At 61.9% G+C, this 22,763-nt stretch carries 23 protein-coding genes and 1 tRNA gene; 14 read left to right on the top strand and 10 right to left on the bottom strand.

The window, feature by feature from the left end; translation table 11 throughout:
* Nucleotides 1-18 precede the first annotated feature (18 nt).
* A complete protein-coding gene (locus tag GRO01_RS10665; RefSeq protein ID WP_062509760.1) occupies nucleotides 19-1,206 on the top strand; it encodes an OpgC family protein in 1,188 nt (395 codons plus the stop codon).
* Here GRO01_RS10665 and hflX read toward each other — a convergent pair.
* The 6 genes from hflX to dusB are packed head-to-tail and all read right to left on the bottom strand — an operon-like array spanning nucleotide 1,187 to nucleotide 8,457.
* A complete protein-coding gene (hflX, locus tag GRO01_RS10660) occupies nucleotides 1,187-2,500 on the bottom strand; it encodes a GTPase HflX (protein WP_062509762.1) in 1,314 nt (437 codons plus the stop codon). The genes GRO01_RS10665 and hflX overlap by 20 nt on opposite strands.
* Nucleotides 2,497-2,745 (bottom strand): RNA chaperone Hfq, encoded by a 249-nt coding sequence (gene hfq / locus GRO01_RS10655; protein WP_062509763.1) that lies wholly within the window; start codon nucleotides 2,743-2,745, stop codon nucleotides 2,497-2,499. Before hfq ends, hflX begins: the two co-directional genes overlap by 4 nt.
* A 48-nt stretch (nucleotides 2,746-2,793) precedes the next feature.
* On the bottom strand, nucleotides 2,794-4,206 hold the full coding sequence (ntrX, locus tag GRO01_RS10650; RefSeq protein ID WP_062509765.1) for a nitrogen assimilation response regulator NtrX: 1,413 nt from the start codon (nucleotides 4,204-4,206) through the stop codon (nucleotides 2,794-2,796).
* Nucleotides 4,196-6,580, bottom strand: coding sequence for a sensor histidine kinase NtrY-like (locus tag GRO01_RS10645; protein WP_062509767.1), 2,385 nt, complete (start codon nucleotides 6,578-6,580; stop codon nucleotides 4,196-4,198). The genes ntrX and GRO01_RS10645 overlap by 11 nt, the downstream gene beginning before the upstream one ends.
* Nucleotides 6,577-7,317: a sigma 54-interacting transcriptional regulator gene (locus tag GRO01_RS10640; protein ID WP_174787436.1), complete on the bottom strand. Its 741-nt coding sequence runs from the start codon at nucleotides 7,315-7,317 to the stop codon at nucleotides 6,577-6,579. The genes GRO01_RS10645 and GRO01_RS10640 overlap by 4 nt, the downstream gene beginning before the upstream one ends.
* Before the next feature lie 24 nt (nucleotides 7,318-7,341).
* Nucleotides 7,342-8,457: a tRNA dihydrouridine synthase DusB gene (dusB, locus tag GRO01_RS10635; RefSeq protein WP_062509769.1), complete on the bottom strand. Its 1,116-nt coding sequence runs from the start codon at nucleotides 8,455-8,457 to the stop codon at nucleotides 7,342-7,344.
* Between the two features lie 130 nt (nucleotides 8,458-8,587).
* Here dusB and GRO01_RS10630 point away from each other — a divergent pair, with 130 nt between their 5' ends.
* On the top strand, nucleotides 8,588-9,397 hold the full coding sequence (locus GRO01_RS10630; RefSeq protein WP_062509872.1) for an alpha/beta fold hydrolase: 810 nt from the start codon (nucleotides 8,588-8,590) through the stop codon (nucleotides 9,395-9,397).
* A 4-nt stretch (nucleotides 9,398-9,401) separates the two neighbouring features.
* A complete protein-coding gene (locus GRO01_RS10625) occupies nucleotides 9,402-10,253 on the top strand; it encodes a sugar phosphate isomerase/epimerase family protein (protein WP_062509770.1) in 852 nt (283 codons plus the stop codon).
* A 15-nt stretch (nucleotides 10,254-10,268) separates the two neighbouring features.
* On the opposite strand, the gene GRO01_RS10620 is transcribed toward GRO01_RS10625, so the two are convergent.
* Entirely contained in the window at nucleotides 10,269-10,505 is a 237-nt protein-coding gene (locus tag GRO01_RS10620; RefSeq protein ID WP_062509772.1) for a hypothetical protein, read from the bottom strand.
* A 116-nt stretch (nucleotides 10,506-10,621) separates the two neighbouring features.
* On the opposite strand from GRO01_RS10620, the gene GRO01_RS10615 reads away from it, so the two are divergent.
* The 3 genes from GRO01_RS10615 (at nucleotide 10,622) to GRO01_RS10605 (ending at nucleotide 14,864) form a co-directional block, all read left to right on the top strand.
* Nucleotides 10,622-11,695, top strand: coding sequence for a quinone-dependent dihydroorotate dehydrogenase (locus tag GRO01_RS10615; RefSeq protein ID WP_062509775.1), 1,074 nt, complete (start codon nucleotides 10,622-10,624; stop codon nucleotides 11,693-11,695).
* A gap of 162 nt (nucleotides 11,696-11,857) precedes the next feature.
* Nucleotides 11,858-14,284: a DUF3772 domain-containing protein gene (locus GRO01_RS10610; RefSeq protein WP_231490322.1), complete on the top strand. Its 2,427-nt coding sequence runs from the start codon at nucleotides 11,858-11,860 to the stop codon at nucleotides 14,282-14,284.
* Between the two features lie 94 nt (nucleotides 14,285-14,378).
* Nucleotides 14,379-14,864: a hypothetical protein gene (locus tag GRO01_RS10605; protein ID WP_062509777.1), complete on the top strand. Its 486-nt coding sequence runs from the start codon at nucleotides 14,379-14,381 to the stop codon at nucleotides 14,862-14,864.
* Nucleotides 14,865-14,895: 31 nt separating this feature from the next.
* On the opposite strand, the gene GRO01_RS10600 is transcribed toward GRO01_RS10605, so the two are convergent.
* Genes GRO01_RS10600 through GRO01_RS10590 form a run of 3 tightly spaced genes read right to left on the bottom strand, consistent with a single transcriptional unit; the run spans nucleotide 14,896 to nucleotide 17,742 of the window.
* On the bottom strand, nucleotides 14,896-15,909 hold the full coding sequence (locus GRO01_RS10600; protein ID WP_062509779.1) for a zinc-binding alcohol dehydrogenase family protein: 1,014 nt from the start codon (nucleotides 15,907-15,909) through the stop codon (nucleotides 14,896-14,898).
* Nucleotides 15,910-15,950: 41 nt separating this feature from the next.
* Nucleotides 15,951-17,135 (bottom strand): 5-demethoxyubiquinol-8 5-hydroxylase UbiM, encoded by a 1,185-nt coding sequence (gene ubiM, locus GRO01_RS10595; protein WP_062509876.1) that lies wholly within the window; start codon nucleotides 17,133-17,135, stop codon nucleotides 15,951-15,953.
* A gap of 4 nt (nucleotides 17,136-17,139) precedes the next feature.
* The gene (locus GRO01_RS10590) at nucleotides 17,140-17,742 is read right to left on the bottom strand and encodes a nitroreductase family protein (protein ID WP_062509781.1); all 603 of its coding nucleotides are present in this window, start codon (nucleotides 17,740-17,742) and stop codon (nucleotides 17,140-17,142) included.
* A 199-nt stretch (nucleotides 17,743-17,941) separates the two neighbouring features.
* On the opposite strand from GRO01_RS10590, the gene hisB reads away from it, so the two are divergent.
* The 8 genes from hisB (at nucleotide 17,942) to GRO01_RS10550 (ending at nucleotide 22,579) form a co-directional block, all read left to right on the top strand.
* On the top strand, nucleotides 17,942-18,538 hold the full coding sequence (gene hisB, locus GRO01_RS10585; protein ID WP_062509783.1) for an imidazoleglycerol-phosphate dehydratase HisB: 597 nt from the start codon (nucleotides 17,942-17,944) through the stop codon (nucleotides 18,536-18,538).
* Between the two features lie 44 nt (nucleotides 18,539-18,582).
* Nucleotides 18,583-18,939 carry a hypothetical protein gene (locus tag GRO01_RS10580; RefSeq protein ID WP_231490324.1) on the top strand — a complete coding sequence of 119 codons (357 nt, stop codon included), beginning with the start codon at nucleotides 18,583-18,585 and terminating at the stop codon, nucleotides 18,937-18,939.
* Nucleotides 18,924-19,562 carry an imidazole glycerol phosphate synthase subunit HisH gene (gene hisH / locus GRO01_RS10575; protein ID WP_062509788.1) on the top strand — a complete coding sequence of 213 codons (639 nt, stop codon included), beginning with the start codon at nucleotides 18,924-18,926 and terminating at the stop codon, nucleotides 19,560-19,562. The genes GRO01_RS10580 and hisH overlap by 16 nt, the downstream gene beginning before the upstream one ends.
* The gene (gene hisA / locus GRO01_RS10570; RefSeq protein ID WP_062509877.1) at nucleotides 19,559-20,911 is read left to right on the top strand and encodes a 1-(5-phosphoribosyl)-5-[(5-phosphoribosylamino)methylideneamino]imidazole-4-carboxamide isomerase; all 1,353 of its coding nucleotides are present in this window, start codon (nucleotides 19,559-19,561) and stop codon (nucleotides 20,909-20,911) included. The genes hisH and hisA overlap by 4 nt, the downstream gene beginning before the upstream one ends.
* Nucleotides 20,905-21,666, top strand: a complete 762-nt coding sequence (gene hisF / locus GRO01_RS10565) for an imidazole glycerol phosphate synthase subunit HisF (RefSeq protein ID WP_062501205.1) — start codon at nucleotides 20,905-20,907, stop codon at nucleotides 21,664-21,666. Before hisA ends, hisF begins: the two co-directional genes overlap by 7 nt.
* A 4-nt stretch (nucleotides 21,667-21,670) precedes the next feature.
* A complete protein-coding gene (locus GRO01_RS10560) occupies nucleotides 21,671-22,072 on the top strand; it encodes a phosphoribosyl-ATP diphosphatase (protein WP_011252065.1) in 402 nt (133 codons plus the stop codon).
* Nucleotides 22,073-22,086: 14 nt separating this feature from the next.
* Complete coding sequence (locus tag GRO01_RS10555) at nucleotides 22,087-22,455, top strand: histidine triad nucleotide-binding protein (protein ID WP_062509790.1); 369 nt, start codon at nucleotides 22,087-22,089, stop codon at nucleotides 22,453-22,455.
* Nucleotides 22,456-22,503: 48 nt separating this feature from the next.
* Nucleotides 22,504-22,579: transfer RNA gene (locus GRO01_RS10550), tRNA-Glu, on the top strand.
* Nucleotides 22,580-22,763: the final 184 nt, after the last annotated feature.

Raw genomic sequence — 22,763 nt, 5'->3', positions numbered from 1 at the left:
TGACGGTAAGAAGAAGTCATGGAGCCGCCCCAACCGCCCCCAGCAGCTTTAGCGCGCAAGAATCCCCGCGACCACCGTGTGGATGCGCTGCGCGGCATCGCCCTGTTGATGATGCTCGTGGATCATGTTCCCGATGATCTGCTCAACCGCATCACCATCCGCAATTTCGGTTTTGCGGACGCGGCCGAGATCTTCGTCATGCTGGCAGGCTATGCGTCGTATCTGGCGTACGGACGCCTGATCGACCGGCAGGGCTGGAAAACCGGCATCCACCGCATTTTCGGGCGCTGCGTCAGACTCTATCTGTACCAGACCGGCATGACGTTGGTTTTTGTCTGGACCGTGCGACAGTGGCGGCATTACCAGCCCCTGCCCGAATACACGATCGAGCCCCAGCTTGCGCATGGCTATAGCTGGCTGTGGCGCATTCTGACCTTCGATGCGCTGCCGAGCTACCTGAACATCCTGCCGCTTTATGTCGTGCTTCTGGCGCTGTTCCCGGCCATTTACTGGGTACTTAAGCGCAGCGTATGGCTACTGCTGGCGCTCAGTATCGGTATCTGGGCCATTGCCAATCTGGACCCGCGCATCACCATCCCGAACTGGCTTGATCCCAATGGCTGGTATCTCAATCCGTTCGGCTGGCAGTTTCTCTATATCCTGGGGATTCTGGGCGCGGTCTGGGCCTCGAAACATAATGGCGATCTGCCCTATCGCCCCTGGGCCAAGGTTCTGTGCCTGACCTATCTGGCAGGCGCTTTCGTGCTGTGCTTTCCGTATGAATACTGGCACGTCCCGTTTCTACGGATTTTTCCGGCCCCGCCCAATACAGGCAAATCCACGCTCGCCATCTGGCGCCTGCTGGACATCATGGCGATTTTCTATCTGGTGCAGTCGTCCAAAGTCCTGCGCCGTATTTCCGCCGACCGGATCGGCCAGAGCCTCGCATTGCTCGGACGGAACTCGCTGGAAGTCTTTGCGTGCAGCACGGTGCTGGACCTGCTGGGCCGGCTGATGTTCGCGAGCTTCGGCATTGATCTGTGGGATCAGCTCGTGATGAACGTGGTCGGCCTTGGCCTGACCTACGCGCTGGCCATTCCACTGGATCGTGCCCGCCAGCGCGCCAGAGCCGCCCGCCTCTCCCCCGGCGCTGCACAGGCTGTGTCAGCGCCCAAAGAGGAAGGTCTCAGGCTTCCGGGCGGATGATCCGGTCCGGGTGAAGCAGTTCGAACCGCTCCAGATCCGCTGAGAAAAGACGGACCTGCACGTCCATCCCGTCTTCCCGGTCCGTCCGCCCGACGACTTCACCATGCTGGTAAAGCCAGGCCAGAGCCGCCCCATCCGTGATCGGGAGACGGACATCAACGGATTTCATGGATCGCGTCAGATACTGGTCCAGGATCTCGAACAGATCCGGCAGCCCCTCGCCCGTGATGGCCGAGATCGCCACCGCGTTTTCACGCTTGGGCACGGCCTCGACACCGCCCACAAGATCGGCCTTGTTCAGCACTTCGATCGTGCGGTCCGGCCAGTGCGCATCGAGCATTCCGTCGCGCACCATGCCGTCCAGCACGTTGAGCACGTCCGCCCGCTGTGCCGCACTGTCAGGATGCGAAATGTCGCGCACATGCAGGATCACATCTGCCTGCGCCACTTCTTCAAGTGTTGCACGGAAGGCCGCGATCAGCTCTGTCGGCAGTTCACTGATGAAGCCCACCGTATCGGACAGGATCACATTGCGGCCCGAGGGCAGACGCAGCCCGCGCATGGTCGGATCCAGCGTGGCGAAAAGCTGGTCCTGCGCATGGACGGATGCACCCGTCAGGGCATTGAACAGCGTGGACTTGCCGGCGTTGGTGTAACCCACAAGGGCCACGACCGGGAACGGCACGCGCTTGCGGGAGTCACGATGCAGCCCGCGCGTCCGGCGGACCTGTTCCAGCTCTCTCTTGATCTTGCCGATCCGCTCGGCCAGCATCCGGCGATCCGCTTCCATCTGCGTCTCACCCGGACCACCAAGGAAGCCGAAGCCACCGCGCTGACGCTCAAGATGGGTCCACAGCCGCACAAGCCGCGAGCGCTGGTATTCCAGATGAGCCAGCTCGACCTGAAGCACACCTTCACGGGTTGCCGCGCGTGCACCGAAAATATCGAGAATCAGCCCGGTCCGGTCCACGACCTTGCAGCCAAGAGCCTTTTCAAGGTTACGCTGCTGACCGGGAGACAGACGCGCATCAATGACGACCACATCCACGTTATCCAACTTGACCGCTTCCGCCAGTTGTTCGACCTGACCGCTTCCCAGCAGGGTCGCCGGACGGCGCGCCCGCAGCAGAATGGCTGCCTGACGCACCACCACAAGCCCGATCGACGCTGTCAGGCCGACCGCTTCCTCAAGCCGTGCATCGGCCGCGCGGATTTCCTCCTGCGGTCCCGACTTCTCCCAGGGCAGGATGACGGCCGCACGGGTTGCAGGTTTTTTGGTGTCGAAACCGCTCAAAGTTCTTCTTCCACAAAATGGGACATGGCCGCCACCGGCATGATCGTGCTGACGGCGTGTTTGTAGACAAGCTGCACATGACCATCACGGCGGAGCAGCAGGGTCTGCGCGTCCGACTGGGCGACAATGCCCTGAAGCTTCACGCCATTGACCAGAAAAACGGTCACGGAGGCTTCCGTCCTGCGCAGATGATCGAGGAAGACCTCCTGCACGGCACGCGCAGAAGAGGAGGGTTCTGAAGTCACGCTGTTATCAGTCGACTGAAGGAAAAGGAGAAAAGCCGGCGTTTCATCTCAGCTGCTCACCGGCGTGGAGGCCGCGCCCGAACGCTCGTCATTCGTCGTCACCCCAAGCTGTTTGAGCTTGCGATGCAGCGCACTGCGTTCCATGCAGACGAAACTGGCCGTCCGGCTGATGTTACCACCAAACCGCATGAGCTGCACCTGAAGATACTGCGTCTCGAACAGATCCCGCGCTTCCCGCAGCGGCAGGCTCATGACATCCGCACCGGAGTTGAGACGCGTCATGGATGGCGCGCCCTGGCTGATGGTGGCCGGCAGCATGTCCGCCCGGATCGGATCATTCCCCGTCCCCGGCATCATGATCAGCAGCCGTTCCATCAGGTTGCGCAACTCGCGCACATTGCCCGGCCATTCATAGGACTGCAGCGCCGCGAGTGCGTCCACGGAGAGTTCCCGAACGGGAAGACCCGATGACTGCGCGCAACGCTCAAGGAAATGCCGCGCCAGCCCTGGAATATCTTCACGCCGCTCACGCAGGGATGGCACCCGCAGAGGGACAACCGCGAGACGGTAATACAGGTCTTCACGGAAGCGATGGGCGGCAATTTCGGACTGGAGATCCCGGTTGGTGGTGGCAATGACGCGGATGTCCACTTTTACCCGCGTATTGCCCCCCAGCCGCTCGAATGTCTGATCCTGAAGGGCACGGACGATCTTGCCCTGCGTTTCGGGCGGCATGTCTGCAACTTCATCGAGCAGCAATGTGCCGCGATGGGCCCGCTCCAGCACGCCGCGGCGCATCGGCTGACCGTTTTCGCCTTCGAGGCCGAAGAGTTCTTCCTCAAAGCGGTTGGGCGCCAGCGTTGCGCAGTTCAGGGCAATGAATGGTCCCTCCGCACGGCGGGAGCGTGCATGGATCATGCGCGCCGCCACTTCCTTGCCCGAGCCGGCCGGACCGCTGATCAGCACGCGCGAATTGGTGGGGGCAACACGCTCAATCTGGGCACGAAGGGCCGAAATGACAGCACCGTCCCCCGACAGCGTCGTTTCCGGACCTGCCCGCAGACGGAGTTCCGCATTTTCCCGGCGCAGGCGTGCCGCTTCCAGCGCACGGCGCACCACCACCAGAAGCCGGTCCGACTGGAACGGTTTTTCGATGAAATCATAGGCCCCGAGTTTGAGACTGGACACCGCCGTCTCGATCGTCCCGTGTCCCGAGATCATCAGCGTCGGCAGGCCTGGCTCTTCGGCCTGGAAGATCTTGAGCAGTTCGATCCCGTCCAGACGGGATCCCTGCAGCCAGATATCCAGAATCGCCAGCGACGGACAATGCGCACGGAAAAGCTCAAGGGCCTGATCCGAATTGGCAGCCGTGCGGGTCTTGTAGCCTTCGTCGTTCAGAATGCCCTCGATGAGGAACCGGATGTCCGGTTCGTCATCGACGATCAGGATCTCATGTTCCATCTGCTGCCCTCATGCTCTGGTGGTCCGTTCCACCCGGGACATGGCTCTCCTGCTCCCATAACGGCAGGGACAAGGTGACGCGCGTTCCCCGCTGCCCGGTTAAGCCACGGGAGTCGTCTGGTTCCCGATCAGTGAGCTGAAGCATCCCGGAATGGTCCTCCATGATCTTCTTGACGATCGCAAGGCCGAGGCCGGTGCCTTTCGCCTTGTGGGTTACATAAGGCTCGGTCAGCCGGTGGCGTTCCACCGTCGGCAGGCCGATCCCGTCATCTTCTATGTCTAGCAGGACATGCCCGCCGCGAATGTGCAAGCCCACCACAATGTGTCCAATTGGCTGCACTGACTGTCCGGGAGCGTTTTCTCCCGGTTTTCCGCGGCCTGCCATGCTGATGGCATCGGCTGCATTCTGTAGCAGATTTGTCAGGGCCTGGCCGATGAGTCGCCGGTCACAGCGCACGATCGGCCCTGAAGGCGGCAGTCCGGTCGTCTCGAACACGATTTCGGGATGAGCATTCCGCTGAAGCACCAGCGCCTCCCGGCAAAGCCGTGAGAAGTCTTCCAGCTGCATCACGGGCTGCGGCATTCGCGCAAAGGCGGAGAACTCGTCTACCATCCGCCCGATATCCCCGACCTGCCGCACGATCGTGTCCACAAGCTGCGTGTAGGTCTCGGGATCGGAATGGATTTCCTTGAGGAAGCGCCGCTTCAGACGCTCCGCTGCCAGCTGGATCGGGGTTAGCGGATTCTTGATCTCATGTGCCACACGTCGCGCCACATCCGCCCAGGCCGCCTTGCGCTGTGCGGACTGAAGATCGGTAATGTCATCAAAGGTCACGACGTAGCCCGCGACATCCTGTCCCCGCAGCTCCGCCACAACCCGTACGAGAAGTGTGCGTCCCGCACCGGCACCAGCGCCATCACCCGGTCCGCCCGGACGCTGCGCGCCTTCCGTATCCACCTGAATTTCGGCGGTATGGACGCGCTCGGGTGCCATGCGGGCCGCATCCAGCAGGGTCGAGAACTCCGGCACCCGGTCCGTCAGCTTCATCCCGATCGCAGGCTGGAGATCACGCTGGAGCACGCTGGAGGCTGCACGGTTGGGCAGTTCGATGACCTGCATCCGATCCAGCCCGATCACGCCAGCCGAAACGCCTGCCAGCACCGTCTCGGTAAAACGGCGGCGTTCGTTGATCTGGTCATAGGCCTGCATCAGCTCGGAGCGCTGGCTTTCGAGCTGGTCCGTCATGCTGTTGAAAGCGCGGGACAGCCCCGTAACCTCGTCATCCTTGTCCCGTCCCGCATCTTCAGGAACCGGAACACGCACCCCCAGATCGCCCTTTGAAATCCGCTGTGCGGCCAGAATGAGCAGGCCGAGCGGATTGGCGATACGATTGGCCAGTGCCAGCCCGGTCAGCATCCCGACAGCCAGCACCAGCAGGCCCATCAGGGCAAAAATGACCGCGAACAGAACCTGCGTCTTCCCGCGATTGGTAATCAGCCGCTGGTAATCCGCCACCAGCGTATCTGTCCGGCGCATATGCTCGACGACATCCGGATCGACCGGGCGCGTAATGACCAGCATGAGGCCGGAATTGCCCCCCAGAGCCACCACGGCGCGCACTTTCCGCTGGTCAGGGCGATCCAGAATGACTGCCTCGCCGTGCTGGGCCAGTTCGACGACCGATTTCGGCGGCAGAGGTGGTGCGGTCGTCATGTCGGCATCGCTGCCAAGAAGGCCACCGACCGCCAGAACCTTATAGGTCAGCGGATCGAACACCTCTGCATCCGTCAGGCCGCGCTCGGTGACTTCATCGTCCAGAAATTCCTGAAGACGGGCGGGGTCGTGAAAAAGATCGATCCCACGGGAGAAAAGCTCGTCATTCTGGACAGTGATCAGCGTGTTCGCGAGCGCAAAAGCCTCGGTCCGGGCATTGTCATTATGTTCGCGCAGATAGCCGACTGCGACAGACCGGGCCTCGGTCAGGGCATCATTCACACGGTTGGAGAACCAGATTTCCACACCGTAATGGAAGAACAGCGTCGCCACAGCGCCCACCACGATGGTTGGCGCAACCGCAACGATCCCAAACAGCGTAATGAGCCGGACATGCAGCCGCGCGCCGGCCAGCCCAAGCCTGCGTTCGGCGACCATCCGCCCGATCTGCACCACGGCCGCCGCCGCAATCAGCATGAGCGTGATGAAGTCGAGCAGGAAAACGATCGCCTGCACCTGGGGACGATGCGCCAGAGACATGCCGCCCGACAGCACGACGAACGTCGCAAAGGCGAGCACCAGCGCCATGACTGTCAGAAGAACCGCCCCATTGGCACTCGTCAGCCTTGCAAACAGGCGCCTCAGGGAAGGAAGTCTCACTCGTCGATGCCTTTCGGGATCGTGATATCAAGCTCACGGATCCGCTTGCGCAGGGTATTGCGGTTTACACCCAGGATGGCGGCGGCCCGGAGCTGGTTGCCGCAGGTCCGGCGCAGAACCATCGTGATCAGCGGACGTTCGACCTCGCCCACCACACAGGCATGCAGATCCCCCGCCCCGTTTTCCAGATCGCCCTCGAGATATTCGGATAAAGGCCGTTCCAGCGCCCGTTCCAACCCACGCGGGCGCGCCGTGCCCGTTCCGGCCGCCAGACGACAGACCGCACTGATCCGCTCCGGCCCCAGACGCTGCGCCGAGGGCAGTGCCGACAGCCAGCGATGCAGGGCTGCGGACAGTCCACCCTGTCGAAGCAGAAGAACGGGATCATGCCGGCTCCCTGCGATCACGCGCAGATCCGTGTCCGCCTGTGCCAGCCAGTCCATGAACCGGTCCTGCATCAGCGGGCACAGACAGTCGATCTCGTCCAGCAGCAACGTTCCGCCCTGCGCCTGCTGGATCCAGCCGGCCTCGCCGTTGCCAAAAAGAGCCGCTTCACGAAGCGCACGCGGCGTGGCGGTCAGGGCTGCAATTACGAACGGATTCTGCGCGCGAGGGCTATGACTGTGCAATCGCCGGGCGACATCCTGCCGATCCAGCCGGGACGCCCCGTACAGAAAAACCGGATGGCAGCCCTGTTCGACCAGACCTGAAGCGGACTGCTCCGTCATGGTTGCCATAAAAGCGCAGGGCTGCTCACGCCCTCACGCCGCTTCACGCGTGCCGTCGCGGCTCAGACTGCCTGTCGGGCCGGCCTCACGGTTGCGCACGACACCGGCGTCGATATGACGGTCATAGAATGCGGTCAGCAGTGCAATGGCCTCGGCTGCACTCTCGACACCATTGATGGTGGAGCGGAACGTCGCAGAGCCCGGCAGCCCGGCGGAATACCAGGACACATGCTTGCGCGCGAGCCGCAGCCCCGGCCGCTCGCCGAAATGGTCGAGCATCATCCGGTAATGCCGCAGGGCGATTTCCTTTTCAGTCGCCAGATCCGGGTCTGGCACATCTTCACCGGTCCGCAGGGACTGGGCCACCTGTGCCGTAAACCAGGGCCGTCCGTAACAGCCGCGCCCGATCATGACGCCATCGGCCTGTGACTGATGCAGCGCCTCCCGTGCATCGCGGATGGTGTTAATATCGCCATTGACGATGACGGGCAGCGACACCGCGTCCTTCACCGTTTTGACGAAACGCCAGTCCGCCGTGCCGTTATAGAACATCTGCCGGGTGCGACCGTGAACCGTCACAAGCCGGATGCCACTTTCTTCCGCGATCTTCGCCAGACGCGGGGCATTGAGCGAGTTATGGTCCCAGCCCATGCGCATCTTGAGCGTCACCGGCACATTCACGGCCCGCGCCGTCGCTTCGAGCAGCTTTCCGGCCAGAACCTCGTCCCGCATCAGCGCAGAACCAGCCATCTGCCCGATCGCAACCTTCTTCACCGGGCAGCCGAAATTGATGTCGATGAGGTTCGCGCCCCCATCCACCGAAATCTTCGCAGCCTGCGCCATGGCCTCGGGATCACATCCAGCCAGCTGGACCGCATTCGGCCCGCGCTCGGCCATCCGCGCCATGCGCATGGTGTTCTCGTTTTCGCGGATCATCGCCCAGGAAGCGATCATTTCCGACACGACGAGCCCCGCACCCAGATCACGGGCAAGCTGACGGAACGGCAGATCCGTCACACCCGAAAGCGGAGCAAGAATCACCGGGTCCTTGATCACCACGCCCTGCCCCAGATCGATGGGTTTCAGAACACGGTTCGGGGGTGCTGCGGCAGGCGCATCAGAGGCGGCGGAAGGAGCAGAAGCAGTCATGGCAGGGTCAATTTACCGTCCTGCTCCCGCAAGCGCAAACGCTCCTTTGCACGCAACCCGCCCCCATGTCCGTGCGCTATGACCCGGACAGTCTTCACGCCCCTTTCCGCCACCCTTCATGGAGAAGAGCATGCCGCACATCACGACCAGCGACGGAACCCGCATTCATTACGAAGAGCAGGGACACGGGCGCCCCCTCGTCATGATCCACGGCTGGACCTTCTCGGGGCGCTTTTTCCATCGCAATGTCGGCCCGATCTCCGAACAGGCCCGCGTCATTACCGTCGATCTCCGCGGTCACGGACGTTCCGAAAAGCCGCAGCACGGCTACCGGATTTCCCGTCTCGCCGCTGATCTGCGGGACCTGCTGGTTGCGCTGAACCTTCAGGATGTCACCGTTCTGGGCTGGTCACTGGGCTGCCCGATCATCTGGTCGTATCTGGAACTGTTCGGCACCGAACGCATCCGCAATGCCATTTTCGTCCAGCAGACCCCCAAGCAGTACTATTCCGCCGAGTGGAAGCTCGGACATGCCGCCTGCTACGATCAGGCCGGTCTGACAGCCGTACAGCAGCAGCTCACCCTGATGCCCGAAGAGTTCGACAAGGGCAATCTGGAGAGCTGCATCTGCCATCCGCTCCCGGACGATGAAAAGGCCTTCCTGCTCCGGGAAATGGCACAGAGCCCGGCTTATGCCCGCAGTGCCATGATGGCCGATCATACGACACAGGACTGGCGCGATATCATCCCCCGCTTCGCCATTCCGGCCCTGATGATGATTGCGCGCAAGGACAAGGTTCTGAACCCGGAAGGCCCCGCCTGGGTCGCACAGCACATGCCCAACTGCCGGGGCGTGGAGTTTACGGACAGCGCCCACATGGTCTTTCTCGACGAGACCGAGAAGTTCAACCGCACCGTTCTCGATTTCATGAAGGGCTGAACCGATGACGACACTGCCCTTCAGCTTCGGCATGAACGAGTTCACGACCCAGCCCTGGTCGTTTGAGGAAGACGTCACCCGCTATTGCGAGCTTGGCGTGGATGCGATCGAGATCTGTGAGGCCAAGCTTGATCAGAACCGCATTGAAGAGCAGATGCGCCTCGTGAAAGACAGCGGCCTGACCGTTAGCGCCGTACAGCCTGCTGTCCGTACATTTTTTGGTAGCGCCATGGTGCCCGAGCCCGGCGCGACTGAAGCCCGCGTTGAACGCCTGACCCGCAGCCTGAAAACCCTGGCTCCGCATGTGCCGGGCAGTGTTTTCGTCACCAATACCGGCGCACCACCCAAGGGGAACATGCGCCGCACCATGGACGAGACGGTGCGCTATCTGCGCGAGCTTTGCCCGCTTGCGGAAGATCTGGGCGTCTCCCTGTCACTGGAACCGCTCAACCCGACCTCGGTGAACACCGAAAGCGCGATCTGGACCATTGAACATGCCATGGACATCATCGACGGTGTCGGACACTCCGCCATGGGTCTGTGTCTGGATTACTGGAACATCTGGCAGCAGAAGGATGTCTGCGCGGCCATCCGTGCTGCGGGTAACAAGATCAATGTCCTTCAGGTCAGCGACTGGCGCACACCCTATTCCGCTGCGGACCGTCTGATCCCCGGCGATGGCTGCATTCCGCTTCATGAAATGCTGCATGCCACATGGGACGCGGGCTTCCGTGGCGCCTGTACCGTGGAGATCTTCTCTTCCGGCGTGCCGGACAGTCTGTATGACCGCGATCTGAGCGAAGTCATCCGCTTCTGCCGCGAAGGACTGGATCAGGCCTGGGCGAGCGCGTCCTGATTTTCAGTCCGTCGATCAGTCCACCGGACCGATTTCCTCGCGGTGGCGCTTCAGACCATCCTGTGTGATGACGAAACGGCCGTCATCCCGCAGTTCAGACAGACCAAGTCGCTCCAGCCGCTCCAGACAGGGCTGGTCCTTCAGCCCTGTCGGTCGTCCCGTCGAGGCGCAGAGCAGCAACCGGTGCAGCGTGGAGCGGCAGCAGGTCTCAAGATAAGGCTCGTCATAGGATTCAGTGGATGCGTTGGACATGCCTTCGCATCTATCGCGTCCCCGTTCCCCCGCCAAGACAAATGAGCCCTCGCCGGTGCAAGGCCAGAGCGCGAAGCTGATGCGCCGCACCGAAGATTAGGGTATGGAAACAACTCATGATCGACCTCGGAACGCTCGTCACCCCCCTCCTGCACCGCTTCGACACCGAAACGGCGCATGAACTCGCCATTCATTCCCTAGCACTCGGACTCGGGGGCCATGCCCCGAAGGACGTGCCGGCCCTCTCGACCCGTACGCTCGGCCTGCGCTTTCCCAACCCGATCGGCCTCGCTGCCGGGTTCGACAAGGACGCACGCGCCATCCGTCCGCTGGCAAAGCTGGGCTTTGGCCATATCGAGGCCGGGACCGTGACCCCCCGCCCCCAGCCCGGCAATCCCGGCCCCCGCCTGTTCCGGCTGGTCGAGGATGGTGCGATCATCAATCGCATGGGGTTCAATGGCTGCGGCGTGGACCGCTTCTGCCGTCGTCTCGCCCGTCTGCACCGCCCGATGCCCAATGGCAGGATGCGCGGCCCGACCGTCCCGCTCGGCGTGAATATCGGGATCAACAAGACCGGTTCCGACCCACTGCGGGACTATCCGGACCTCGTGGCGCGCGTGCGCCCCTATGCCGATTACATCACGATGAACCTGTCATCCCCCAACACGCCGGGCCTGCGGGATCTCCAGTCGGCAACGATGCTGAAAGAGCTTCTGGACGCCATCAACACGCGCAATCCGGAGCGCCCGCCGCTTCTGGTCAAGCTTGCGCCCGATCTGGATGACAGCTCCTACGAGCCGATCCTTGAAGCCGCCATCGAAGGTGGCGCGCAGGGCCTGATCCTGACCAACACCACCATTGCCCGTCCTGCGACCTTGCATGACCCGGCAGCCCGCGAAAGCGGTGGCCTTTCCGGCCGCCCCCTCGCCCCGCGTTCGCGCGATGTGCTGCGGATCGTCTCGGGTCTGAACAAGGGCCGTCTGGCGCTGATTTCCTGTGGTGGCATCGAGACCGGTGAAGACATTCTCGCCCGCATCCGCATGGGTGCGGATATGGTGCAGATCTATTCGTCCTTCGTGCTTCAGGGCCCTAGCATCCTGCCCCGTATGAAGACGGAGCTGCTCGACGCCATGCGCCGGGACGGCTTCGAGACTATTGCCGACGCCCACGGCGTTGACCGCCCGGCCTGAACACGTTCTTCACGCAGCGACCAAGGCATCTTTCCCGCCCCGGAAAGGTGCCTTTTTCGTCTCCGTCGGCCTGATGAACAGGCCCACGGATATGTGATGATCGAACCCCTGCCCCTGCAAACCGTTGAAAATCCTTCAAGACACTGGACGGAATACCCACGCATGACCAAACGGCTTGTCGCGCCTGCCTTTTCAGACTCCCTGCGCTGGCGCTCCGAACCCGCTTTTGGACATGCGCTGGGATGTGTTTTTCTGGCTCTGGGACTGCTCTGCGCCGGACTGCTTCCTGCCCATCCAGCACTGGCCGCTGCGCAGACGACGGCACAACCTTCCAAGGATGCGCCTAAAGACAGCGCCAAGGACACGTCGTCTGATCCTGGAAGCAATTCCGGTCTTGGGTGGAACGCGGTCTCCACGTCCATCGACCATCAACTCGATGACAGCGCCACTGTGCTGAAGCAGGTCTTCGCGACACTCAACCGCAAGGACGCGAACACGGGTAACAGTGAACTCGACGGTCTTTCGTCCCAGGTCCAGAAGGTCCAGCAGAACACGCAGGATGCGGTCACGCAGATCCAGTCCTATGACAGCATTACCGAATCTTTCCTGAAGATCCTCGGCCCCAAGGCTGCGGAAAACGAGGATCCGTCCGTCACGGCACAGCGCCAGCGGATGCAGCAGAACTCGCAGTCTGTGAAATCGGCGCTGATGCGGGCCAAGCTCTATAATCTTCAGGCCCAGCAGCTCAACACGGCCATCAATGCCCGTCGCACACGTCTGCAACACGCAGCCCTGTCCGAACGCACGGTCTCTCCGCTTGCCCCGCGTTTCTGGAACACGCTCCTGACCGAGCGGGCGGAGAACCGCTATTCGCTCCATGCGGGTGGCGTCCTGTCCGACTGGCTTTACCTTCTGATCGGCTGTGCGATCACGTTTGTTGCCATCGGTTTCAGCTCGCCGCTGATCCTGCGACTGCTCAAGCGCTGTGGAGCCCATTTCCGCCCGGCGACCGAAGACAGCGTGAAAGAAGCCCTTTCCGCGAGCATCATCGCCATCACGCTGAACGGTGCGCTGGAAGCCGTCATCGCCACATTGACCTGGTTTATCTGGTCAGCCGCGGCCCTTCCGGATGGTGGCGGCCCGATCGGGGCGATCATTGGCGAGACGGTCCCCGTCTGCGGCTTCATCATTGGCGCCGGTCTGCCAGTCTTTGGACGAAGCGGCGTTCTGGCGCAGGGTAACCCCGGCGAGCGCAAGGCCCTGCGCGGCGTGGACTGGATCCTCGCGATCAGCATTCTGCTGCTGGATCTCCTCCGGGCGTTTCAGGCTCAGGACGCTTTCGGACAGACGCTTCAGCTCCTGCTCGAAATCGCATTCTCGATCGCCATTGCCGGCTGTGCAGTCGATACATTCCGCCGTCTCAGCAACCAGAATGATACGCGTGGTTTCGCCCCGTCGGCGCTGGGTGTCTCCAGTCTGCTTCTGGCCGTCACGGTCATTTCCATTCTGCTAGGCTATGTGGCCTTTGCCTTTACGCTCAATGGCTGGCTGCTTTCGCTGGGGACGGGCATCGCCATAGTGACCCTGCTGGGACTGTGCTGGCGCGACGTGCTGGACCGCCTGTTCTCCGAAAACGGGTTCTTCAGCCGGCGTCTGGTCCAGCTCGGTCTGACACAGCGTCGCCTGTCTCAGATCGGGGTCATTCTCTCCGGTCTTGGCAATGTGCTGCTCCTGCTCCTGCTGTTTTCCATCGCGCAGACGGATGGCAGCTTCAGCGTTGCGGACATCACCAACAGGCTGTGGCTTCTGTTTGTCGGTAACACCATCCACGGCGTGAAGATTTCGCTCGATACGGTGGTGCTGGCCATTGTTCTGGTCGTGGCGGCTTATTACGCCATCCGCCAAACCCGCGCCTGGATCCGGGACCGCTTCTTCCCCACCACCCGGCTGGACATCGGCAGCCGCACTTCGATCCTGAGCATCTTTACCTATTGCTCCTGGATCATGGTTGGCCTCGGCATCCTGTCCATTGCCGGCGTGTCCGTGCAGAACCTGACCTGGGTGGTCAGTGCCCTGTCCGTCGGTATCGGCTTTGGCCTGCAATCCATCGTGCAGAACTTCGTCTCGGGCGTAATCCTGATGGCGGAGCGCCCTGTCCGCGTCGGCGATATGGTTGAAATCGCGGGAACACGCGGTGACGTCAAACGCATCAGCATCCGCGCAACCGATATCGGCCTGAGCGACGGCTCGACCATGATCGTCCCGAATTCCCAGTTCATCACCACGAGCATTAAGAACGCCACGCTGAGCGGTGCCACTGGCGTCCTGACCCTGACGTTCAAAATCCCCCTGACGACCGATCCGGAAAAGGCGAAAGCCATGCTGCTCGAAGTCGCGGCCCATCGTGACGAAGTCCTGTCAGCTCCTTCGCCGAAGGTCCGTGTCAGCGCCATCGCCGGGGACAGTCTGACCATGACCCTGAGTGTTGCACTGGTCTCCGCCCGCGATGGCGGCAGTGTTCAGGATGCCATTCTTTTTGATGTGTTCCGTCGCTTTCATGCCGAAGACGTCGCCATCACAACAGCATGAACGGAAAATACTTCCCGAGACTCCAGTCGATACTCGATTTTCCGGCGGGGTGGCCTTAAGGTCATTCCGTTCAGAGAGGCCAGGATCCGAACCGATGCCGTCCCCGACAAATATTTCCGGAGAAAAGCCGGCCGGACAGGTCTTTCACCTGCCCGTCCGTTCAAAGACGCTTTCCATGGCAGAAGCGGCAGTCCATCTGGGTCTGCCCGAACGCAGGATGAAGTTGCTGTCACTTCTCGGAACGGGACCCGCACGCACACAGACGCCGGACGGCAAGATCGCCTATCGTCGCGAGGATCTGGAGCTTTATCTTACCGCCCTGCACGAAAAAGCAGACATTTCCGGCACGGAAATGACGCGCCGTCGCGCGCAGGCAGCCGCATCCCGTCAGCGTGCGCTGGAGCTGGTTCAGATCGGCAGCAGAACCGGCTTTCCCGATCCGGACCCGTTCATGATGCTGGCCACCGGTGCAGAAGCCCGCCAGCATGCCTGCTTTTTCGTCATCAAAGTGATGGCGCTGTTCGGACTGATCATGCTGTGCATCTCGTCCACCCCGCTGCTCCGGGCCCATTTCAACTGACGGATCAGTCCTGATCCGTCAGCTCAGCCTTTCATTCAAATCCGCAGAGTACGGCTTTTCCTATTCCCTTGCCGCTTTCGAGCAGCTCATGCGCCCGGCGCAGATTGGCAATGTTGATCGGCCCCAGAACCTCATGCAGCGTCGTTTTCAGAAGCCCGGCTTCCACCAGCGATGCGACCTGACCCAGGATCTTTCCCTGCGCTGCCATGTCCGGCGTTTCAAACATCGGCCGTGCGAACATGTATTCCCAGTGCACGGACAGGGACTTGCGCTTGAACGGCATGATGTCGAATTCGCCCGGATCATCAATCAGCGCCAGCGCCCCCTGAGGCGCCAGAGACCGCACAATCGCGTCGCGGTGCTCACCAGATGCCGTCAGACCCGCAACATAACGCACCTGCGGAAGCCCGATCCGTGCCAGTTCCTGATCGAGCGGCCGGCGATGGTCGATAACATGATGCGCGCCCATCTCGCGGCACCAGTCCGTCGTCTCCGGACGCGACGCCGTAGCAATGACCGTCAGCCCCGTCAGGCGCCGCGCAATCTGCGTGAGGATCGAGCCCACACCACCGGCGCCGCCGATGATCAGGATGGCCTCCGGGTTTTCCATGTCACCCAGCCGCACGCCCAGCCGATCAAACAGAAGCTCCCATGCTGTCAGGGCTGTCAGCGGCAAGGCAGCGGCTTCGGGGTCGGACAGGGTCTTTGGTGCGCGCGCAATCAGACGCTCATCAACGGCCTGAAAACGCGCATCGCTTCCCTGCCGCTGCGCACTGCCAGCGTAAAAGACGCGGTCCCCGGCCCGGAAACCCCGGACCTGCCCACCGGTCGCAACAACCGTGCCCACGGCGTCATAGCCAAGGACGCGGGGTTCATCGCCCGGCGGGTCCATCGACCGCAGTTTCGTATCCACAGGATTGACCGAGACAGCCCGGATTTCCACGACGACATCCCGTGGCCCCGGAACGGGGATCGGGATATCGAGTTCGACCAGCGCATCGGACTCGTCCATGCGGGTTGCGCGTCTGTGTCCGAAAGCTTTCATGGGAGTGATCTCCTAACTCATAAAGAGCGCAGCCGGATGCGTCAGCCGTGGCGATCCATCAGCATGTTCGTCACCGCCGCCTTGAATGGCAGAAGACGGTTGGCAACTGCCAGTCCGGCCCGCCGTGCCATCAGGAATGGTGGCTCATCACGGGTATAAACCGTTGCAATCGCATTGGTTGCGGCAAAGAGCGGGGCCGTTGCCAAACGATGTGTCCGCTCGAAACGCGCCAGCACGGACGGATCACCCGCATCCCCCGGCCCGTCCGCAATCGCGCGCGCCAAGGTTTCCTGTCCCTTGAGGCCCAGATTGAACCCATGCGCCGTGATCGGATGCATCCCCACGGCTGCATCGCCGATCAGCGCCAGACGCGGGGCATGGAAACGATGCGCATAGACCGCCTTGAGCGGATAAACGCAGCGTGCGCTCTCAAGCGTCATCTGTCCCATTCGCCCCTGTGTCCGGGCCGTGATGTCTTCACTGAACGCCTTGCCATCAAGCGCCTTGAGACGGGCGATTTCATCCGGCTCCAGCGTCAGGACGAGCGAAGAGCACGATCCCGGACGCTCATCGGGAGCAACCGGCAGAAGGGCAATCGTCTGCCCTTCGTCAAACCACTGGAGCGCGGTATTCGCATGGGATTCCGGATGCCGCATGCGGCAGACCATGATGTTGCGCTGGAAATCATGAACGATCGCGCCAATCCCGGCTTCGGCCCGCAGACGCGAAAAACGCCCGTCCGCTGCAACCAGTAGATCCGCTTCAATACGCTCACCATTGGCCAGTACCACACCCGCAGAGCGCGCATCATGCCACGAACTGGCAATGCTCTCTCCGGCCCGGATATCCACGCCCGGCGTCCGGGCAGCCACACGATACAGGGCACGCCGGATCAGATGGTTTGCCACCATATGTCCCAGCGCATCAGGTCCATCAGACGGGGCATCGAACAGAAGCGGCGGACTGCCGGTCTTTCCTGTTTCAATGCGGGCCGTGTACATCGGACAGATGCTGCCCGAGGGGATTTCTTCCCAGGCGCCGATCGCCTTGAGCCATTCCGACGCATGATGCGTCAGCGCGATTTCCCGGCCGTCAAAGGGTGGATCGGCCAGCACATCCACTGGCGACCGCTCGACAACGCAGACCCTGCGCCCGTCACGCCCAAGCGAAATGGCACAGGCAAGACCAACCGGGCCACCACCGGCAACAATGACGTCGTAACGCATCGGATCAGCCGGCATCCGCGGGGAACTTGATGGCGTCTCCCTTCCAGATGGCCATGTAATCGTCGATGTCGGGGCGCTTGCGCTCATCCGAATGCTTTGCCGGTGTGCCTACAAACAGGAAACCGGCCAGACGATGGGGCTCGGGCAGACCCAGCGCTTCAAGCAGTGCGCGATCTTCACAGAACGGGCCCGTTACCCACATCCCGCCGAATCCGGTCGCATGCAGCGCATTCAGGACGTTCATTGCTCCTGCCGCCACAGCCATTTCCTGCTCGATGACGGGGATCTTGCCTTCCGGCTGCAGATGCATGCCGAGTGCGATGATCATCGGCATGTTGGCAAAGCGGTGATGGCGCTTGGTCTTCTTCGCTGCAGGAGCATCGGGCTCCTGCCGCCCCATGGCTTCCACCACGAGATCGGCAAAGGCCTCACGGTGCTTGCCCTTGATGACGGTATAGCGCCAAGGCCGCATCTTCCCGTGATCCGGCGCACGCAGGCCAGCGGACAGAATGGTTCGCAGTTCATCCCCCTTCGGCGGAGGCTCGACGAGATGGTCCGTCGAGGCGCGGGAGAGAAGGACGTCGAGGGGGGAATGATGATGTGCCATAATGAAGAAATATGGCCCGATCTCCCCGCCCCGCCAAGGGCAATTTCCAGAGTCCTTCCGATCAAGGCACAGTGAGGCTTGGTTGCCCCTCATTCCGCGAGGATGGTTCGGACAAAGAAGGCGCTCATAATCGGGTTTTACGCTTCCGCCCCCACGGAGAGCGTGGAAATCCGCCTCATGCTGGTGTAGCAGGAAGAACATGAACGAAAGCCGCCACGCCCGCCTGCATCGCGCCACCAGCGAAACCGACATCACCCTTGCCCTCACGCTCGACGGCCAGGGCCGCTCCGACGTGGACAGCGGCATCGGTTTCTTCGACCACATGCTGACGGCACTGGCCAAGCATGGCGGCTTCGATCTTGAGCTGAAAGCCAAGGGCGACCTGCATATTGACGGCCATCATACGGTCGAGGATGTCGGCATCGTCTTCGGGCAGGCCTTCCGTCAGGCCATTGGCGACAAGCGCGGCATTGAGCGTTTCGGCCATGCCCTGGTGCCGCTGGACGAAGCCCTGTGCGAAGCGGTCGTTGATATTTCCGGCCGCCCCTATCTTGCATGGAACGTCGTCTTCCCGCGCGAGAAGATCGGTACGATGGACACGGAGCTGTTTGAAGAGTTCTTCCGGGCCTTCGCCATGTCCGCCCATATCGCCCTGCACCTGACTTGCAAGGCGGGCACCAACGCCCACCACATCGCCGAAAGCGGATTCAAAGCCGTTGCCCGCGCCCTCAAGGTCGCTGTTTCGTACGATCCCCGCTCGGCTGGCACCATTCCCTCCACCAAAGGCGTGCTGTGAAGCTTTATATTCCCTGCACGAAACCGGACGCCGCCGGACCTCAGATGCCTGTCATGGTGCAGGACGGGTTTTCATGGCGCGTCCTGTTCTTCGGCTGGTTCGGCCTTCTGACCTACGGCGCATGGATTTCCGCCCTGCTGGCCGCAGCCGCCACCATGATCACGCTGCATGTTTTCATGGGTTTCTGGTCCCGGCTTGACCTGATCGTGGCCATTCATGCCGTTCTCGCCAGCTTCACGGCTGAGATCCGCCTGTGGGAACAGCGCCTGAACGGCCGCGTTACCGGCACGCCGATCGCAGCCCCCAGCCGGGACATCGCGCTTTTGCGCTGGATGGACCAGCAGCACTACGCCGCCCCTTACGGCAGCACATCTCCGGAGTTTCCATGCGCGTCGTCGTAATTGACTACAATGGCGGAAATCTCGCCTCGGCCGCACAGGCAGCCCGCAAGGCCTCAATCCGCAAGGGGATTGAGGCCGACGTCATCATCTCCCGCGACGCGACCGACATCCTGAATGCAGACCGCCTGATCCTTCCCGGACAGGGTGCTTTCGCCGATTGCGCACAGGGCCTTGGCCCCGAACTGCGCAACATGCTCGAAACCGCCACTGCCAATGGCACACCGTTTCTCGGCATCTGCGTCGGCATGCAGCTTATGTGCGAATACGGCCTCGAACATGGCCGCACCGAAGGTCTGGGCTGGATTTCCGGCAATATCCGCCGCATGGACGAGGCCGCAAATGCCGGGCTGCGCCTGCCACATATGGGCTGGAACACGCTGGACTTCACGCCCGGCGCGCATCTGCTGACGGATGGCCTCACGCCCGGTAATCACGGCTATTTCGTCCATTCCTATGCCCTGCATGATGGTGCGGAGAGCGATCTGGTCGCAACGGCGCAGTATGGCACGCAGGTTCCGGCCATCGTCGCGCGCGGCAACCGCTGCGGCACGCAGTTCCACGTTGAAAAGAGCCAGGATGTCGGTCTGACGATCCTCGGCAATTTCCTGCGGTGGACCTCATGACCATCACCTGTGAACGCGTCCTCTCGCCGCTTTCGCCCGAAGATCTGGACGCGCTGATCGAGGCCACGTCCGCTGGCATTCTGGACGGCGGCGGCTTTGGCTGGCTTCAGCCTCCCGGCCATCAGGCTCTGGCCCGCTATTTCGAAGGCCTGCTGCTGGTGCCGGAACGCAGCTTTTATGTGGTGCGTGAGAATGGTGTGATCTGTGGCGCGGGCCAGCTTGTCCGGCCGCCCTCCAGCTATGAAGCCCATGCCGCCACCGCCAATCTGACAGGCTTCTTCGTGGCCCCCTATGCCCGCGGTCGCGGTCTGGGACGCGCGCTGCTGGAAGCCATGCTCAAGGGCGCAAAGGCCATTGGCTGCAAGGTTGTAAACTGCGACATCCGCGAAACGCATGTCGCCGCTATCGGGCTGTTCCGGTCGTTCGGTTTCGAACACTGGGGGACCCATCCCTATTATGCACGGATCGGAGGGCAAACGGTGCGCGGACTTTTTCTCTCGAAACTTCTGGCAAACGAGAACGAGGCCGCCCGCTGGCAGTCCAGCATCGCCATGCCTGACACCAGCAGCGCGGCTTCAGACACGATGACCAACACTGCTCCCCCGGCTCACGGCCTGACACTCTACCCGGCCATCGATCTCAAGGACGGCGCCTGCGTCCGTCTACGTCGCGGGGAAATGGAAGACGCCACTCATTATTCCGATGATCCCGGAGCACAGGCCAAGCTGTTCGCGGAAGCCGGCTGCCGACATCTGCATGTCGTGGATCTGAACGGCGCCTTTGCAGGGCGTTCCACCAATATTCCGGCCATTGAATCCATCGTAAAAGCCACGAACCTGCCCGTGCAGCTCGGTGGTGGCATCCGGGACATGGCCGCCATTGAACGCTGGCTCGAAGCAGGCGTCTCGCGTGTCATTCTCGGCTCGGTGGCCGTCAAGGACCCCGAACTGGTCCGTCAGGCCGCCCGCGCTTTCCCGGGCCGCATCGTCGCCGGCATCGATGCCCGACAGGGCCGCGTCGCCACCGAAGGCTGGGCCGAAGTGTCCGAACTGGAAGCCAACGACCTTGCCCTGCGCATGGAAGATGCCGGTGTGGCCGCTGTGATTTTCACCGAAATCACGAGGGACGGCATGCTGGCCGGACTGGACCTTGAACAGACCGCAGACATGGCACGCCGCCTCTCCATCCCTGTCATTGCCAGTGGTGGCGTGGGCAGTCTGGAGCATCTCAAGGCGCTCCGCGATGTGGCCCGCGACGTTCCGGGCATTTCCGGTGCGATTGTCGGCCGTGCCCTGTATGATGGCCGTATCAAGCTCAAAGACGCTCTGGACGTCCTCGGCTCATGCTGAAACTCCGCGTTATTCCCTGTCTGGACGTCAAGGACGGCCGCGTCGTCAAAGGGGTGAATTTCGTCTCCCTGCGCGATGCCGGCGACCCGGTCGAACAGGCCAAGCTTTACGATGCGGCCGGTGCCGACGAACTCACCTTCCTCGACATTACGGCCAGCGTCGAAAACCGGGATACCATCCTAGACGTTGTCCGCCGTACGGCCGAAGCCATCTGCCTGCCCCTGACTGTCGGCGGTGGGGTGCGCACCTGTGAAGACATGCGCCGCCTGCTTCTGGCCGGGGCAGATAAATGCGCCGTCAATTCCGCTGCCATCAAAAACCCCGGCCTGATCCGCGAAGCCTCCGAGCGCTTTGGCAGCCAGTGCATCGTTGTCGCCATTGATGCCCGTTCCGACGGCAAGGGCGGCTGGGAAGTCTATGCCAAGGGCGGCCGCGAACCCACGGGTCTGGACGTCGTGGAATGGGCCAAGAAAATGCAGGATCTGGGAGCGGGCGAAATCCTGCTGACCAGCATGGACCGCGATGGTACGCGTGCAGGCTTCGATCTGGATCTGCTTCGCGCCGTCTGCGGCGCTGTGACTGTTCCGGTTGTCGCCTCGGGTGGCGTGGGTGAACTGCAGCATTTCGTGGAAGGCGCAGAAGTCGGCGCAAGTGGCCTTCTGGCGGCAAGTGTGTTCCACTTCGGCCAGTTCCGTATCGATGAAGTCAAGAACGCGCTGAACAAGGCCGGACTGCCGGTCAGGCTTGGAGAGTAAGACCATGGGAAAACCCGCCACCAAACCGGCCCCGAAGCCTTCGAAGCAGCAGGACGACAAGAAGTCCGATCTTCAGCAGGAACTGGTGCTTCAGCGCCTGTATGACACGGTCCAGTCCCGTCGCGGCACCGACCCGTCCCTCAGTCACTCCGCACGCCTGATGGCCCGTGGCCGCAACAAGATTGCCCAGAAATTCGGCGAGGAAGCCGTCGAATGTCTGATTGAGGCTGTCAACGGCAACCGCAAGGAACTGATCGGCGAAAGCGCAGACGTGCTGTACCACCTGATCGTCATGTGGGTTGACGCCGGTGTCTCTCCCGAAGACGTCTGGACGGAACTCAAGCGTCGCGAAGGCACGAGTGGCATCGCCGAAAAGGCGGCACGCCCTAAGGAAAAGCTCGGCTGAACAGGAAACAGACTATGGCATACGATCCCGGCAACATCTTCGCCCGTATTCTGCGCAAGGAAATCCCGGCCCGCACTGTCTATGAAGACGACTTCGCGCTCGCCTTCCACGACATCGCCCCGCAGGCCCCGATCCACGTTCTGGTCATTCCCAAGGGGCCATACGTCTCCATCGCCGATTTCGGCGCAACGGCCTCTCCTGAAGAAATCACGGGCTTCTGGCGCGCCGTCTCGAAAATTGCCGAAGAGCAGGGCCTCACCCACGAAGGCTTCCGCCTCATCAGCAATTCCGGCCCCAACTCCGGACAGGAAGTTCCCCACTTTCACGTCCATCTGTTCGGCGGCGCTGCCCTCGGTCCACTGCTGACACAAAAAACTTCTTAAATAAGACTTGCCAAGACCCGAGGGGCCGACTATCAAGCCCCTCGCCTCGTCCCATTCGTCTAGAGGCCTAGGACACCGCCCTCTCACGGCGGCAACAGGGGTTCGAATCCCCTATGGGACGCCAATTTTCATCCAAAAATGTGAAATTTCGGTTTCGGGTAATCTGAGCCAAGCTGCTTTTAGCAAGCCGTCTTTGCTTTCCATACAATCTAAATCTCATTATCGATCTCTATGCGATCATTGATCGCGTGAGAAAAGCTCGACCATGTCACTAGTAATAGCAGGGACAGCCATGGGCGGGGTGGCCA

Source organism: Gluconobacter roseus NBRC 3990 (assembly GCF_006538885.1).
Lineage (GTDB): Bacteria > Pseudomonadota > Alphaproteobacteria > Acetobacterales > Acetobacteraceae > Gluconobacter > Gluconobacter roseus.
The sequence above is the reverse complement of the archived record's forward strand: the minus strand, read 5'-3'. Positions and strand labels throughout refer to the sequence as shown.

Bases quoted from the DNA above. Each gene is read 5' to 3' on its own strand.
- GRO01_RS10580 (WP_231490324.1), top strand. From the start codon at position 18,583: ATGCCTGTCATGGTGCAGGACGGGTTTTCATGGCGCGTCCTGTTCTTC.
- GRO01_RS10560 (WP_011252065.1), top strand. From the start codon at position 21,671: ATGGGAAAACCCGCCACCAAACCGGCCCCGAAGCCTTCGAAGCAGCAG.
- hisB (WP_062509783.1), top strand. From the start codon at position 17,942: ATGAACGAAAGCCGCCACGCCCGCCTGCATCGCGCCACCAGCGAAACC.
- GRO01_RS10625 (WP_062509770.1), top strand. From the start codon at position 9,402: ATGACGACACTGCCCTTCAGCTTCGGCATGAACGAGTTCACGACCCAG.
- GRO01_RS10640 (WP_174787436.1), bottom strand. From the start codon at position 7,317: ATGGCAACCATGACGGAGCAGTCCGCTTCAGGTCTGGTCGAACAGGGC.
- GRO01_RS10610 (WP_231490322.1), top strand. From the start codon at position 11,858: ATGACCAAACGGCTTGTCGCGCCTGCCTTTTCAGACTCCCTGCGCTGG.
- hisF (WP_062501205.1), top strand. From the start codon at position 20,905: ATGCTGAAACTCCGCGTTATTCCCTGTCTGGACGTCAAGGACGGCCGC.
- GRO01_RS10620 (WP_062509772.1), bottom strand. From the start codon at position 10,505: ATGTCCAACGCATCCACTGAATCCTATGACGAGCCTTATCTTGAGACC.
- hisA (WP_062509877.1), top strand. From the start codon at position 19,559: ATGACCATCACCTGTGAACGCGTCCTCTCGCCGCTTTCGCCCGAAGAT.
- GRO01_RS10600 (WP_062509779.1), bottom strand. From the start codon at position 15,909: ATGAAAGCTTTCGGACACAGACGCGCAACCCGCATGGACGAGTCCGAT.
- ubiM (WP_062509876.1), bottom strand. From the start codon at position 17,135: ATGCGTTACGACGTCATTGTTGCCGGTGGTGGCCCGGTTGGTCTTGCC.
- GRO01_RS10555 (WP_062509790.1), top strand. From the start codon at position 22,087: ATGGCATACGATCCCGGCAACATCTTCGCCCGTATTCTGCGCAAGGAA.
- hisH (WP_062509788.1), top strand. From the start codon at position 18,924: ATGCGCGTCGTCGTAATTGACTACAATGGCGGAAATCTCGCCTCGGCC.
- GRO01_RS10605 (WP_062509777.1), top strand. From the start codon at position 14,379: ATGCCGTCCCCGACAAATATTTCCGGAGAAAAGCCGGCCGGACAGGTC.
- GRO01_RS10630 (WP_062509872.1), top strand. From the start codon at position 8,588: ATGCCGCACATCACGACCAGCGACGGAACCCGCATTCATTACGAAGAG.
- ntrX (WP_062509765.1), bottom strand. From the start codon at position 4,206: ATGGAACATGAGATCCTGATCGTCGATGACGAACCGGACATCCGGTTC.
- dusB (WP_062509769.1), bottom strand. From the start codon at position 8,457: ATGACTGCTTCTGCTCCTTCCGCCGCCTCTGATGCGCCTGCCGCAGCA.
- GRO01_RS10590 (WP_062509781.1), bottom strand. From the start codon at position 17,742: ATGGCACATCATCATTCCCCCCTCGACGTCCTTCTCTCCCGCGCCTCG.
- GRO01_RS10615 (WP_062509775.1), top strand. From the start codon at position 10,622: ATGATCGACCTCGGAACGCTCGTCACCCCCCTCCTGCACCGCTTCGAC.
- GRO01_RS10665 (WP_062509760.1), top strand. From the start codon at position 19: ATGGAGCCGCCCCAACCGCCCCCAGCAGCTTTAGCGCGCAAGAATCCC.